Origin of the sequence: Noviherbaspirillum sp. L7-7A (assembly GCF_019052805.1) — a bacterium.
Taxonomy (GTDB): domain Bacteria; phylum Pseudomonadota; class Gammaproteobacteria; order Burkholderiales; family Burkholderiaceae_D; genus Noviherbaspirillum_A.
Map to the genome: position 1 here is coordinate 1091645 of NZ_JAHQRJ010000001.1, position 13527 is coordinate 1105171.

At 63.2% G+C, this 13527-nt stretch carries 14 protein-coding genes; 4 read left to right on the top strand and 10 right to left on the bottom strand.

Features of this window, described 5'->3' with window-relative positions:
* Together KTQ42_RS04945 and KTQ42_RS04950 are read right to left on the bottom strand one after the other, a co-directional pair.
* Complete coding sequence (locus KTQ42_RS04945) at positions 1-585, bottom strand: GNAT family protein (protein ID WP_217344495.1); 585 nt, start codon at positions 583-585, stop codon at positions 1-3.
* Positions 586-592: 7 nt separating this feature from the next.
* Positions 593-1447 (bottom strand): MoxR family ATPase, encoded by an 855-nt coding sequence (locus KTQ42_RS04950; protein WP_217344496.1) that lies wholly within the window; start codon positions 1445-1447, stop codon positions 593-595.
* A 165-nt stretch (positions 1448-1612) separates the two neighbouring features.
* On the opposite strand from KTQ42_RS04950, the gene KTQ42_RS04955 reads away from it, so the two are divergent.
* Positions 1613-3733 carry a site-specific recombinase gene (locus KTQ42_RS04955; RefSeq protein WP_217344497.1) on the top strand — a complete coding sequence of 707 codons (2121 nt, stop codon included), beginning with the start codon at positions 1613-1615 and terminating at the stop codon, positions 3731-3733.
* Between the two features lie 90 nt (positions 3734-3823).
* On the opposite strand, the gene KTQ42_RS04960 is transcribed toward KTQ42_RS04955, so the two are convergent.
* Together KTQ42_RS04960 and KTQ42_RS04965 are read right to left on the bottom strand one after the other, a co-directional pair.
* Positions 3824-4192 (bottom strand): hypothetical protein, encoded by a 369-nt coding sequence (locus tag KTQ42_RS04960; protein WP_217344498.1) that lies wholly within the window; start codon positions 4190-4192, stop codon positions 3824-3826.
* Positions 4193-4276: 84 nt separating this feature from the next.
* Complete coding sequence (locus KTQ42_RS04965; RefSeq protein ID WP_217344499.1) at positions 4277-5503, bottom strand: MFS transporter; 1227 nt, start codon at positions 5501-5503, stop codon at positions 4277-4279.
* Between the two features lie 408 nt (positions 5504-5911).
* Here KTQ42_RS04965 and KTQ42_RS04970 point away from each other — a divergent pair, with 408 nt between their 5' ends.
* Together KTQ42_RS04970 and KTQ42_RS04975 are read left to right on the top strand one after the other, a co-directional pair.
* Positions 5912-6232 (top strand): cytochrome c, encoded by a 321-nt coding sequence (locus KTQ42_RS04970; RefSeq protein ID WP_194711399.1) that lies wholly within the window; start codon positions 5912-5914, stop codon positions 6230-6232.
* Between the two features lie 10 nt (positions 6233-6242).
* Positions 6243-6593, top strand: coding sequence for a cytochrome c (locus KTQ42_RS04975; protein WP_217344500.1), 351 nt, complete (start codon positions 6243-6245; stop codon positions 6591-6593).
* Between the two features lie 94 nt (positions 6594-6687).
* Here the strand turns inward: KTQ42_RS04975 and KTQ42_RS04980 are convergent, their stop codons facing one another.
* The 6 genes from KTQ42_RS04980 to fdxA all read right to left on the bottom strand — a co-directional run bounded on the left by KTQ42_RS04980 (position 6688) and on the right by fdxA (position 11808).
* On the bottom strand, positions 6688-7119 hold the full coding sequence (locus KTQ42_RS04980; protein WP_217344501.1) for a DUF1841 family protein: 432 nt from the start codon (positions 7117-7119) through the stop codon (positions 6688-6690).
* A gap of 41 nt (positions 7120-7160) precedes the next feature.
* Positions 7161-7811, bottom strand: coding sequence for an endonuclease III (gene nth, locus KTQ42_RS04985; protein ID WP_217344502.1), 651 nt, complete (start codon positions 7809-7811; stop codon positions 7161-7163).
* On the bottom strand, positions 7808-8500 hold the full coding sequence (gene rsxB / locus KTQ42_RS04990; RefSeq protein ID WP_249222643.1) for an electron transport complex subunit RsxB: 693 nt from the start codon (positions 8498-8500) through the stop codon (positions 7808-7810). Before rsxB ends, nth begins: the two co-directional genes overlap by 4 nt.
* A gap of 104 nt (positions 8501-8604) precedes the next feature.
* Positions 8605-9834, bottom strand: a complete 1230-nt coding sequence (phaZ, locus tag KTQ42_RS04995; RefSeq protein WP_217344504.1) for a polyhydroxyalkanoate depolymerase — start codon at positions 9832-9834, stop codon at positions 8605-8607.
* Between the two features lie 409 nt (positions 9835-10243).
* Complete coding sequence (locus KTQ42_RS05000; RefSeq protein WP_217344505.1) at positions 10244-11341, bottom strand: NAD(P)/FAD-dependent oxidoreductase; 1098 nt, start codon at positions 11339-11341, stop codon at positions 10244-10246.
* Between the two features lie 143 nt (positions 11342-11484).
* Positions 11485-11808 (bottom strand): ferredoxin FdxA, encoded by a 324-nt coding sequence (gene fdxA, locus KTQ42_RS05005; RefSeq protein ID WP_217344506.1) that lies wholly within the window; start codon positions 11806-11808, stop codon positions 11485-11487.
* Between the two features lie 329 nt (positions 11809-12137).
* Between fdxA and KTQ42_RS05010 the strand changes: the two genes are divergently transcribed.
* A complete protein-coding gene (locus tag KTQ42_RS05010) occupies positions 12138-13526 on the top strand; it encodes a sodium:proton antiporter (protein WP_249222859.1) in 1389 nt (462 codons plus the stop codon).
* Position 13527: the final 1 nt, after the last annotated feature.

The window sequence follows — 13527 nt, forward strand, 5'->3', positions numbered from 1 at the left end:
CTACCGTTCGAGTTTGTATTGCAAATGGCGCTTCACGGCTGGCCACTCGGCGTCAATGATGGAAAACACCACGGTGTCACGCAGGCTGCCATCAGCCATGCGCTGATGCTGCCGCAGCACGCCATCCTGCTTGGCACCCAGCCGCGCAATCGCTTCGCGCGACGGGTGGTTCATCCAGTGGGTGCGGAATTCCACCGCGATGCACTGCAGCGCTTCAAAGGCGTGGCCCAGCAACAGCAGCTTGGCCTCGGTATTGATGCCGGTGCGCTGCACTCGCGTCGCATGCCAGGTATGGCCGATCTCGAGCCGCCGGTTGTGCGGGTCGACATTGAAATAGCGGGTGCTGCCGACGATGCTGCCATCGCCCGCATCGCGGATTACGAAGGGCAGCGCGTGCTGGTCGCGCATGGTAAGTGCCGTCTCGATCCAGGCGCGCATGGCGTGCGGCGCCGGCACCGAGGTGTACCAGAGCTTCCAGAGTTCTCCATCGGACGCCGCTTCCACCAGCGCGTCATGGTGGATCATGGCCAGCGGCTCCAGCCGGACATGGCGGCCAGACAGCGTCACCGGCTCGATGAAGGCCATGCCTGCCTCAGCGGTTGTTGCGCGACATGAAGACCAGGCGCTCGAACAGGTGCACGTCCTGCTCGTTCTTCAGCAGCGCGCCATGCAGCGGCGGCACTGCGCTCTTCGGGTCCTTGGTGCGCAATGCTTCCGGCGGAATGTCTTCGGCCAGGAGAAGCTTGAGCCAGTCCAGCAGTTCGGATGTGGACGGCTTCTTCTTCAGGCCGGCGACGTCGCGCACTTCATAGAAGGTCTCCAGCGCCTTGGCCAGCAGTTCCTTCTTCAGGTCGGGGAAGTGCACCTCGACGATCGCGGCCATCGTGTCCTTGTCCGGGAACTTGATGTAGTGGAAGAAGCAGCGGCGCAGGAAGGCGTCCGGCAATTCCTTCTCGTTGTTGGAGGTGATGATCACCAGCGGCCGGTGCTTGGCCTGCACCATCTCGCGGGTTTCGTAGACATAGAACTCCATGCGGTCGAGTTCGCGCAGCAGGTCGTTGGGGAACTCGATGTCGGCCTTGTCGATCTCGTCGATCAGGAGCACCACGCGCTCGTTGGCGGTGAAGGCCTGCCACAAGACGCCCTTGACGATGTAGTTGTGGATGTCCTTGACCCGTTCGTCGCCGAGCTGCGAATCGCGCAGGCGGGACACGGCGTCGTACTCATACAGGCCCTGCTGCGCCTTGGTGGTGGACTTGATATGCCACTGCATCAGCGGCATGTCCAGGGCGGCGGCGACTTCCTCGGCCAGCATGGTCTTGCCGGTGCCGGGCTCGCCCTTGATCAGCAGCGGACGCTGCAGCGTCATGGCCGCATTGACTGCAAGTTTCAGGTCGTCGGTGGCTACATAGTTCTGGGAACCTTTGAACCGTGTGTCTGGTCGCATGATGTCTCGTCGTCATGAAAAAAAGATAGCGACGAGTATAAGCGAGAAACAGTTGGCAGGTATTCGGCAACCGAACGCGTTGCCGAGTGCAGCGATGTGCCGCGGCTCGCACGGCAGGAAACGCATGCCGTGCCTTGCTGACTACATGAAATACCAGGGAGTTTGATGAAGATGTTCGTATTGCGGGCCTGGGCCGTATGGCGCAGGCTGCGCCGCGGCGCGTCCTCGCGCCACCGCAGTGCGCGGCGCGCCGTGCAGGTGGAACAATTGATGCGGCGGGCCAATCCGTTCGCCGGCTGGAGCGAACGCGCCAACTGGATGATCGACGTGGCCGAGTGGCTGCGGCATGACAGCCGCCGTCTGCTGCGCGACGGTGACGGCCGTCAGGGCCGTCTGGTGTTCCTGCTGGACTGGCTGGACAGCCACCGCGACGTGCGCCGGCTGGTGCAGACGGCGATCCAGAAAACCTTGCGCGAGGCGATCGGCCCCGAGTTGTTTGCCGAGACCGGCATGCAGCGCGAACCAGCCGCGCTGGCCGAGCTTGCCTCGCGCACGATGCAGATGCTGTTGCCACGGCCACCGGCACGGCATGACATGGGCGCGCTGCTGTGCGCGATGTTTCCGCGGCCAGCCGATGCGCTGTTGCTGCGCCGACTGGACCCGGCAACGGCTGCGCGGCTGTGGCGCCTGGTTGCCGATGACGCGATCTCCCACGGCTACCTGCAGCAGATCGACGAGGCAATGCAGCATCTGGCCACCGCCATCATCGCAGCCGGCACCGGCCCGGAGTTCAGGCGCCGCCTGCCGCCGCGCATGCCGGTGCAGGCCACGCCGTTCATGGCGCTGCGGCGTGAACTGGAAGGCTATCTGCATGTGCCCGGCCAGGATGAGGCCGCGCTGCGCAGCGTGCGCATGCTCGTTGCGGTCTGCCGCGCCCAGACCGACGGCATCTATGCCGATCTCGACGAGCACGGCGTATCGGTGTCGCTGGTGTTCCAGGTCGAGCGCATGCGGGCGCAGCTCGACCGCATGGCCAGCCTGATTTCCCTGCGCAGCGCGGTGCGGGCCGGGCAGGGCGGCGCTGCCCTGCAGGCGATGCTGGCCGACCTGCTGTGCGCGCAGCACGGCCAGAGGCCTTCCGTGACCGGCCTGGCAAGCCGCAGCCTGTCGCTGGTGGGAAGGAAAATCGTCGAGCGCCAGGGCAGGCATGGCGAGCGCTACATGGTCGAGGATGCCGGCCAGTATCATGCGACGTGGCGCTCCGGCGCCGTGGGCGGCGCATTGCTGGCCTTGCTGGTGCTGTTGCAGCAAGGCGTGCCGGGCGCGCTGACGGGTCTTGCCGGTTTTTTTGGCGGCATGTCGGTGGCTATTCCGCTTGGCATCTGGCTGCTCGTCATTTCGGCGTGCGGCGGCCAGTTCGGCGCGCGCCAGCCTGCCGTCACCACGCCGGCCCTTGGCGCCAGGATGGGCGCGCTGGACACCGTTGACGGTTTGCGTGGGCTGATGACGCAGGTGGCACGGCTGCTGCGCGCGCAGGCCGCCGGCGTGCTGGGCAATCTCGCCGCCGTGGTGCCGCTCATGCTGTTGCTGGCTGCAGGATTCGCATTCCTGAGCGGGGCGCCGCTGATGTCGACGGCCGGGGCCACGGCCATGATTGATCGCCTCAGCCTGGTTGGTCCGGCGCCGCTGTATGCCGCCGGCACCGGCGTGCTGTTGTGGCTGGCCGGGCTGGCTTCCGGCTTTGCCGACAACTGGTTCGCGCTGCACCGGCTGCGCGATGCGCTGGCGCATCAGCGTCGCCTGGTCTATGCGCTTGGTCCGGGCAGGGCGCAGCGATTCGCCGGCTGGCTGGAACGGCACGTGGCCGACATCGCTGGCGGCCTGGCGCTGGCTGTGCTGCTCGGCATGGCGCCGGCTTTCGCGACCTTCTTCGGGCTGCCATTCCAGGTGCGGCATGTCACCCTGGACGCGGCTGCGCTTGCAGCCGCCGGGGCGAGCCTGGGCTGGTCCGCGTTGGCAGAGCCGGCGTTCTGGCTGGCTGCCGCCGGGGTCGTGGTGTCGGGGCTGACCAATGTGGCAATCGCTTTTGCTTGCGCGTTCAGCCTGGCATTGCATGCCCGGTCGGTGCCTGTGGCAATCAGGAGGCGGGTGTCGGGCGCCGTGCTGCGCCGCTTCGTGGCCTCGCCCGGAACGTATCTGCTGCCTCAGCGGCATCAGCCGGATGCGCCGCGGCCGGAGATGTCTGCACGGCGGGACGAGAAAGAGCGCAAGGCTGGGCGGCGCTGAGGTTCGGTCTGGCATGTGGAATTGCCTGATCGCCTCAAGCCTCGGGCAGTGCATGGCGCATGGTGCCTTGCACTCCTTGCTATGCCAGCGCTATGGCTGCTGGTGTGGGGCGTCCCCGGCCTCATCATCGTCATCGGCAACGCCGCCGTCCTTGTAGTCTTCCACCATCAGGGTATTCTCCTGATCGGCAGCGGCGCGCATTTCCGGCGGCAGCGCCTCATGCTCGCGGGCGCGCGCCATCAGCACATCGACGTTGGCGATCTTGCGGTCCACTTCCTCTGCCAGCGTGCGGCCGGTCAGCCTGCCGGGCAGGGGAAATTCGCAGGCGCCTGCCATCGCCACCGCGGGGTCGTTCATGTCCATCGGCGCGTCTGGTGACTGCTCGCGGCGGGCAAGATGCGACTTGAGCGCATGCAGCCTTTCTGTCATCTGTTCCAGTTGCGCGGTGCTGATTGCCATGGTCCTCTCCTTGATCTGTGCATGAGCTTCCGTTGGAGAGGCGACGCAACATGAAAATTCCGCCTTGCCGGTTGATGGCGCGCATCATGGCCGCGCTTGCCTGCGGCCCAGCCGCAGCGTCAGCACGACGCCCGCGGCCAGCACCATGCAGGTTGCGGCGAAGGCGGCCCGGAACCCGCCCGCATGCTCGATCAGGAGGCCAGCCGCCGCCGGGCCGGCAAACTGCCCGACCGCATAGAACAGGGTCACGAAACTGACGGCCAGCGGCGCCTCGTGCGGCGCCACCGTCTCGGTGGAGGCGGCGAGGATGGCGCTGAACATGCCGGACAGGGTGCATCCCACCACCAGGAAATGCGCCGCGAAGCCGCCCAGGACGGGCCAGATCACCGGGATCAGGGTCGCCACGAGGGTCAGGCTGACGCAGATGCGCAGGACAGCCGGGCGGCCGTAGCGATCCGACAGCCAGCCCCAGCAGGGACTGGCGAAGATCGACAGGATGCCGCTGGCCGCGGCCAGCTTGCCCGCCGTCAGCGCGGACAGGCCCGCCTCAAGCGCGAAGCTGTACATGAAGACCGCCTGCACGATGTAGGTGATGCCGACGATGCCGTACAGCAGGCCCACGGTAATCACATGGCGGTCGCGGAATACCCGCGCCTTGTCGACCCGGTGCTTGCCGGCGGCGCCGCTCGACGCCGGGTTACGCAGCAGGAAGAATGCCGCAGTAAGCGCCATCAGCGCGGTGGCGGCAAACAGCGCCCATGCCATGCGCCAGCCATTCTCGCCCAGGGCGGTATTGAGGTAAGGCACCAGCGCACCCGTGATCAGGAGGCCCAGGCCGACGCCGCTGTTGGCAATGCCGATCACGGCGCCGCGCCGTTGCGGAAACCAGCCCGCGAGCAGGGAGATCACCGGCGTGTAGCTGAAAGCGGTGCCAAAGCCCAGCAGCGCCATCAGTCCCATCAGCACCCGGTAATCCGAGGCCAGCGCCAGGCCGCCGAAGCCGGCGGCGGTCATTGCCACGCCGCAGAGCACGGCGGCGCGGCCGCCCCAGCGCGCCGCCGCCATGCCTGCCACCATGATCAGCACCAGGTAGCCCAGCGCGCTGGCCGTGCCCAGGGTGCCGGCCTGCTGATAGCTCAGGCCCAGCGCGGCGCGCATGAAGGGAAGGATGAAGCCATAGGCCAGGCGCGCAAACACCACCACCACCATGATCACCAGCGCGCCGGAGGCAATCATTGCCCATCCGCGGCGGCTGATGCCGTCATCGCCGGTCATGATCCCGGCCCGTGCCCCGGCCTGCTCAGGCGCCATGCTGCTGCCTCATGCCTGGCCGGGCGGGGCAAGGAAAGGATGGAAAGGCAGCCGGTGAGGGCTGCAGCCCGGGCTGGCCTGGCTGGCGTGATCGCTGCATGCAGCTGTCTCCATGATGTCGTTCTTATGCCGGGCATTATAGGAGAGGTCGGCCGTCCCCGTTGCGCCGTCGCGGCGTGCACAGGACCTTGAGCGATGCGCACTGCCTGCCGGCCGGTTTGCGCCTCATCGAGGCCATGCTTTTTCATGCGGCGCACCATGTCGATACAGCTTGGAGGCTGCCAGACTCTTCGGGTAGAATCGAGCGGTTTTGGCATGACAGGCAACATTTTGTTATCCATCTCGGTGCGTCGAAGCAAGGACATTTTCTCCAGCGCCGGCCAGTTTCGCGTTAACTACCCAGCTACCATGAAAAAACTACTAGCATTTCTCGCGCTTGCGGGTATTGCCCAGATCGCCGCAGCCGCGGACGCGAAAGGCAGTACGACAACGGCAGAAAACAAGGTTGCAAACTGTATCGGTTGCCACGGCATTCCAGGCTACAAGGCATCGTTCCCCGAGGTGTACCAGGTGCCGATGCTGGGTGGCCAGTCGGCAAAGTACATCGAGAACGCGCTCAATGCGTACAAGAAGGGCGAGCGCAAGCATCCCACCATGCGCGGCATCGCCGCCAGCCTGTCGGACCAGGACATCGCCGACGTCGCTGCCTATTACGCGCAGCAGAAATAAGGGAGCCACGATGAAATCATTTGCCATATCCTCCTTCATCGCGCTGTCCGCGCTGTCGCTGTCGGCACACGCTGCCGGCGACATCGCCGCCGGCAAGGCAGCCACCGAGAAGTACAACTGCGCCTCCTGCCACGGCAAGGACTACAACACGCCGATCGATCCTGGCTATCCCAAGCTGGCCGGCCAGCATCGTGACTACCTGGAGCATGCGCTGGTGGCTTACCAGCGTGGTGCCGACGGCGCGAACGGCCGCGGCAACGCCATCATGGCGGCCCAGGCCAAGCCACTGTCGCGCCAGGACATCACCAACATCGCTGCCTACCTGAACAGCCTGCCGGGCTCGCTGGTGCTGCGCAAGTAAGCCCGCCTGCAGCAAGCATGAAACAAGGCCACCGTGAGGTGGCCTTTTTGTTGCGGCATCGTTCGACGCCGCTGGATGAATAACGCAGGATGCGCTAGCGCCCGGCCCGCGTCCGTACGCACTCGAGGTAAGCGGCGCCATCCGGCGGCAGGCCGCTGCGCTGGGAGTTCCAGATCATTTGCCCCAGGCACTCCATGATTTCATGATGTGCCTCATGCTCCGAACCCAGGCGTTGCGTCAGCGCGCGGGCGGCTTCGCGGATGCCTGGCGGCTGGTCGATCGAGATCTGCTCCGCGATCGACACATGCATGGACAGGTGCAGGAAGGGATTGGCCTGCCCGCGTTCGACGCCGTAGTCCGCCGCCAGCGCCTGTTCGACGTCGCCCAGATCGCCGGCATATTCCGGGTGCTGGACGATCCAGTCGCGGGCGACTGCCTCCAGCGGCGTCAGTATTTCCCTGGCGCCGTCCTTGCGGTAAGCCTCGCAAAAGAATCGGCGGACATCGTGCTGCGAAGGGTTGAACATGGTCTTGCCTGTAATGGTCAGCGGTTGAAGGTCGGCGGGAATCAAACGGCCTTGTCGGGACGCGGCGTCTTCATCTTGTACTCGCACAGGTCGGCGATCATGCAGTTCCAGCATTGCGGATTGCGCGCCATGCAGGTATAGCGGCCATGGAGGATCAGCCAGTGATGCGCGTCCATCCTGAATTCGGGCGGCACGAACTTCATCAGCTTCTTCTCGACCTCGTCCACATTCTTGCCGGGGGCGATGCCTGTGCGGTTGGACACCCGGAATATATGGGTGTCCACCGCGATTGCAATCTCGCCGAAGGCCGTGTTGAGGATGACGTTGGCGGTCTTGCGGCCCACGCCCGGTAATGCCTCCAGTGCTTCGCGATTGCGGGGCACGTCGCCGCCGTGGAGTTCCACCAGCATGCGGCAGGTCTCGATCACGTTCCTTGCCTTGGTCCGGTACAGGCCAATGGTCTGGATGTAGGGGATCAGTCCCTCCACGCCCAGCGCATGAATCTGCGCCGGTGTGTTCGCAACCGGAAACAGCTTGCGCATGGCCTTGTTGACCGATACATCGGTCGCCTGCGCCGACAGGATGACTGCAATCAGCAGTTCAAACGGCGTGGTGTATTCCAGCTCGGTAGTGGGATGCGGGTTGGCGCGCTGGAAGCGGCTGAAGATCTCATGGCGTTTCAGATTGTTCATGCCTTGCTCCGCGCCGCCATTTCTTCCTTCTTGATGCGGGCGCGCTCGATGGCTGCGGCGATGATGGCCTTCTTGCGTTGCTGCTCGGCCTGTTCATCCGGCGTGGCGGCGGACTGCGCTTCTACCTCGCGCAGCTTGGCGGCGGCCTTGGCGGCAAGCCGCGCCTCGTTTTCCTCGCGTTCCCGCTGCAGCCGCTTGCGGCGAGCCACGTAACGCGCCCGTGCCGCGTCGGCCTCCGGCTGGGACCAGGCATCCCAGCCAGTGCGTCCGGGCGTTACTTCCACCATGGTGATGCAATCCACCGGGCAGGGCGGCACGCACAGGTCGCAGCCGGTGCAGAGTTGCGGCAGCACGGTGTGCATCTGCTTGGCAGCGCCGGCAATGGCGTCGACCGGGCAGGCCTGTATGCATAGCGTGCAGCCGATGCACAGGGATTCATCGATCAGGGCGACCGGGCGGGGACGTTCATTGCCATTGGCCGGGTTGAGCGGGATGACCGGCTCGCCCAGCAGGCCGGCCAATCGCGCCACGCCCTGCGCGCCGCCCGGTGGGCACTGGTTGTAGAGCGCTTGGCCTTCAGCGATGGCGACCGCATAGGCACGGCAGTCGGGATAACCGCATTTGGTGCATTGGGTTTGCGGCAGCAGGTTTTCGAGCTGGTCCGCGAGCGCGCTTGCTTGGGGATTCATGGTGTGGGTTTCAGGCATCCCGCCATTATCCCGGACAACATCGGCTGCCACAAATGAAAAAGCCGCCCGGCTTCAAGCGGGCGGCTTTACTGGGGAGACGGCTTTCAGGCGTGAGCGCGGATAAAGTCAGCGATCTTGGGCGCCACCATCTCGCGCCAGCGACGGCCCGAGAAAATGCCGTAATGGCCGCATTTGGGCGCCACGAAATGCTGCTTCTTCTCGCCCGGAATGCTGCTGCACAGGCCATGCGCCGCTTCGGTCTGGCCCGAGCCCGAGATATCGTCGAGCTCGCCTTCGATCGTGAACAGCGCAACCGACTGGATGTCCTGCGGGCGGACCAGCTTGCCTTCGACTTCCCACACGCCGCGCGGCAGGCAATGGTCCTGGAAAACCGTCTTGATGGTTTCCAGGTAATACTCCGCCGGCATGTCGAGCACGGCATTGTATTCGTCGTAGAACTTGCGATGCTCCTCCGCCGAGTCATGGTCGCCGGCACGCAGATGCATGTAGAAGTCCCAGTGGCTCTGCGCATGGCGCTGCGGGTTCATGGCGACGAAACCGGCATGCTGCAGGAAGCCGGGATAGACCTTGCGGCCAAACGCCGGATAGGTAGGCGGCACCGAATAGATCACATTGTTCTCGAACCAGGAGAACGGCTTTTCGGTTGCCAGGTTGTTGACCTCGGTCGGCGAGCGGCGCGGGTCGATCGGACCGCCCATCATGGTCATGGTTTTGGGCAGGCTGGGCTCCTTGTCGGTAGCCATCAGGGAAATGGCGGCCAGAACCGGTACCGTCGGCTGGCAGACCGAGATGACATGCACGTCCGGACCCAGGGTGCGGATGAAGTCCTGCACGTAGTAGATATAGTCATGCAGGTGGAATGCGCCTTCCGACACCGGCACCATGCGGGCATCGGTCCAGTCAGTGATATAGACATCGTGCAGCTTCACCAGCTCACGCACGGTTTCGCGCAGCAGCGTGGAGTGATGGCCCGACAGGGGCGCGACCAGCAGCACGGTGGGCTGGTCGACGGCGCTACCGGCCGGGAAATCCTTTTTGAAATGCAGGAGCCGGCAAAACGGCTTGTTGACCGCAACCAGTTCCACGATCGGCACTTCCTTGCCATTCACTACCGTCGTGGTGATGCCGAAGGGCGGCTTTTCATAATCCTTGCCGAGCCGGTACATCAGCTCGTATCCAGCCGCAATCCGTTGCGAGAACGGGGTATGCGCGAGTGGCGACACCGGATTGCTGAACAGTTTGGAGGAAGCTTCCGCCCATTGAACCAGCGGATTGAGCAAGGTGCGGTTTATTTCATGAAATTGATAAAGCATGGTGTCCCTTTCCGGCGCTACTAGACGATGTTTCCTGTCGTCTATTTCCTAGGCGCATCATAACCAATAACCCGGCGCGTATGTAATATATTTCGCCTGCTTTTAATATGGCGGTAATTGGCTGCATTACATTGGCAATATGTAACCAATGCACCAGTTACGTTTGAGGATTCACTATCCTGAGTGCATCGTAATCAATTTCACTGGCATCCTTAGGTTCGTTGGCGCACGTCCGTTCGCAAATTTTCGACACCACGCAGTGCGTTTAACGAATACACACAAGATAAATCGAACGACTTCTGGTTTGTTGAGGCATTACAAAATGCACTCGTTTACCGTCGTAAAAAAGAAACACCCCACGACAGGGCGTGGGGTGTTGGGGTGAAACCTTGATTGGACGGTATGCCGATCAGTCGAATACCGGCGTTTCCACGCCCAGTATCTTGTGCAGCTTCGGCGAAGTCGTCGTGTACTGCATGTGGATTTTCTTCTCGGGGAAGATATAGGGCGCCGCGGCGAAGGCTGCCAGAGCCGCTTCATGGAAACCGGATAGGATCAGCTTCTTCTTGCCGGGATACGTATTGATGTCGCCAACCGCAAAGATGCCCGGCACATTGGTTTCGAAGCGCTCGGTGCCGACTTTCAGTTGCTTGCGCTCAATATCCAGGCCCCACTCGGCGATCGGTCCGAGTTTGGGTGACAGGCCAAAGAACACCAGCAGGTGGTCCAGCGGTAAGCGGCGCGTTACGCCGTCGGCGCCAGTGACCTTGATGCCGGCGAGCTTGTCGCCTTCGGTTTCATAGCCGGTGACCTGGCCGATGAGCAACTGCATCTCATAGTTGTCGCACATTTCCTTCATCTTCGCGACCGACGCCGGTGCGGCGCGGAATTCATCGCGGCGATGCAGCAGCACGACCGACTCGGCCTTGCCAGCCAGGTTGAGCGCCCAGTCCAGCGCGGAATCGCCGCCGCCGCAAATCACCAGGTTCTTGCCTTCAAACCTGGCCGGATCGCGAACGCGGTAGAACAACTGCGAGTTGTCGAACTGCTCGATGCCTTCGACCTTCAGCGTGCGCGGCTGGAACGAGCCCACGCCGGCAGCGATGAAGATGGTCTTGGTGATGAAGCGGGTGCCTGCGGTGGTCTCGACGTTGAAGCGGTGGTCGTCGCGACGCTCGACCAGGGTCACTTCCTGGCCCAGATGGAAGGTCGGCTCGAACGGCTCGATCTGCTTGAGCAGGTTGTCGGTCAGTTCCTGTCCGGTGCAGACGGGCACGGCCGGGATGTCGTAGATAGGCTTGTCCGGATACAGTTCCACGCACTGTCCGCCCACCGCGGTGAGCGAATCGATCACATGCGCCTTGATTTCGAGCAGGCCAAGTTCGAACACCTGGAACAGCCCGACCGGGCCGGCGCCAATGATGACGGCATCGGCTTCGATCGGTTCGCGCGGCACGACCTGCGCGGCATTCTGGCTGGAGGTGGATGAGTCAGCGGTGTTTTCCATACGACTGTCAGATTCCTGTTTCTTGTGAATAGGCTAGTAAGGCGGAAGGCGGACTGCGCCGCGGTAGCGGGCGCGCCGGCCAGGCCGGCGGAGGGCGGGCATTGCGTGGCGCAATCGAGCGCGCGGCGCAGGCCTTGCCGGCCTCAGTGCTCCAGATACTGCAACTTGTCGGCGACGTCCTTGAACTCTTCGGCTTCCGGGAGCGCGGGCTTGGTCTTGGTGATGGACGGCCACTTGCGCGCCAGGTCGACATTGAGCTTGATGAATTGCTGCTGGTCCGCCGGGACGTCTTCCTCGGCATAGATCGCATTGACCGGGCATTCGGCGACGCACACGGCGCAGTCAATGCATTCATCCGGGTCGATCGCGAGGAAATTCGGGCCTTCGCGGAAGCAATCTACCGGGCATACATCAACGCAGTCCGTATAACGGCAGCGGATGCAGGATTCGGTCACAACGTGGGTCATAACAGTCCTATCTGTAAAAAAGCGGAAGTGCCGGGTATATGCGGCATAGGCAAGCTATACAAACGGCGCCGAGACAAATAACCCCGGAATCGGCGGCGAAGCAAGGCATAACCCTTGGAAAAGCCTTGTATTTTAAGACAAATCAGGTTTTCTCACAAACCGCGGTTATACGGAATTGGCATAAGCAAATAGCGCCCGGTTTGGCAGGCGGCTTGCGGCGCGGCCTTGCCCGTATGGCATTGCCTGTCGTGCGGCCGTGTTTCCAAGCTAGAATGGCCGCGCTCTTAAAAAGACGGGGAGAATAAATGCAAAACAAAACAAGCGTCGGCATGGTGCTTTTCATGCTGCTGGTACCCGCAGCGGCGTCGGCGGCAGACCTGAATGGCGCCGGCTTGTCTGGCTGGTGGGGCATACCCTTCGCCGGCCTGCTGCTGTCGATTGCGCTGTGCCCCCTGCTGGTGCCGCAATTCTGGCATCACCATTTCGGCAAGCTGGCCGCCGCATGGTCGCTGGCATTCCTGCTGCCATGCGCCGTTTTCTTTGGTTTCTCTACTGCGGTGGCAGGCGCGGTGCATGCCTTTCTGGCTGAATTCATCCCGTTCATCATTCTGATCACCGCGCTGTTCGTGGTGGCGGGGGGCATCTGCGTGCGCGGCAATCTGCACGGCACGCCACGGCTCAATACCGCGATACTGGCCATAGGCACGCTGCTGGCCAGCTTCATGGGAACCACGGGCGCGGCCATGCTGATGATAAGGCCCCTGATACGCGCCAACGACAACCGCAAGCACGCGGCGCATATCGTGGTGTTCTTCATTTTCCTGGTAGCCAACGCCGGTGGCTCGCTCACGCCCCTGGGCGACCCGCCGCTGTTCCTGGGCTTCCTGAAGGGCGTGGATTTTTTCTGGACCGTCAGGAACATCTTCCCCGAGACGGCTTTCCTGTGCTTGACGTTGCTGGCGATCTTCTACCTGCTCGACAGCTATTATTTCCACAGGCGCGAGGAAGTCCTGCCGGTCGACCCGACGCCTGACAGCGGTATCTGGTTCGAGGGCAAGGTCAACTTTGTCCTGCTTGCCGTGGTGGTGGCGCTGGTGCTGATGAGCGGCTTCTGGAAGTCGGGCATCGAGTTTGAAGTGATGGGGACGCCGGTTGCGCTGCAAAACCTGGTGCGGGACATCGCGCTGGTGGTGGTGATCCTGGTTTCCCTGGCGGTGACGCCGGCGGCGGCCCGCGCCGGCAATGAATTTTCCTGGGGGCCGATACTGGAAGTGGGCAAGCTGTTTGCCGGCATCTTCATCACCATCATTCCGGTCATCGCGATGCTGCGTGCCGGCGAGGCGGGCGCGTTCGGCGCCGTGGTCCGGGCTGTGACCAGTCCTTCGGGGCAGCCGATCGACAGCATGTATTTCTGGGCCAGCGGCCTGCTGTCTTCCTTCCTCGACAATGCGCCGACCTACCTGGTGTTCTTCAACACCGCCGGCGGCGATCCGCAGCAGCTGATGACCACGTTCGCCTCGACGCTGGCGGCCATTTCCTGCGGCGCCGTATTCATGGGCGCCAACAGCTACATTGGCAATGCGCCCAACATGATGGTCAAGGCCATTGCCGAGGAGCGCGGCATCAGGATGCCATCCTTCTTTGGCTATATGGGATGGTCATGCGCGATCCTGATCCCGCTGTTCATCCTGATGACATTTATTTTCTTTCGCGGATAAA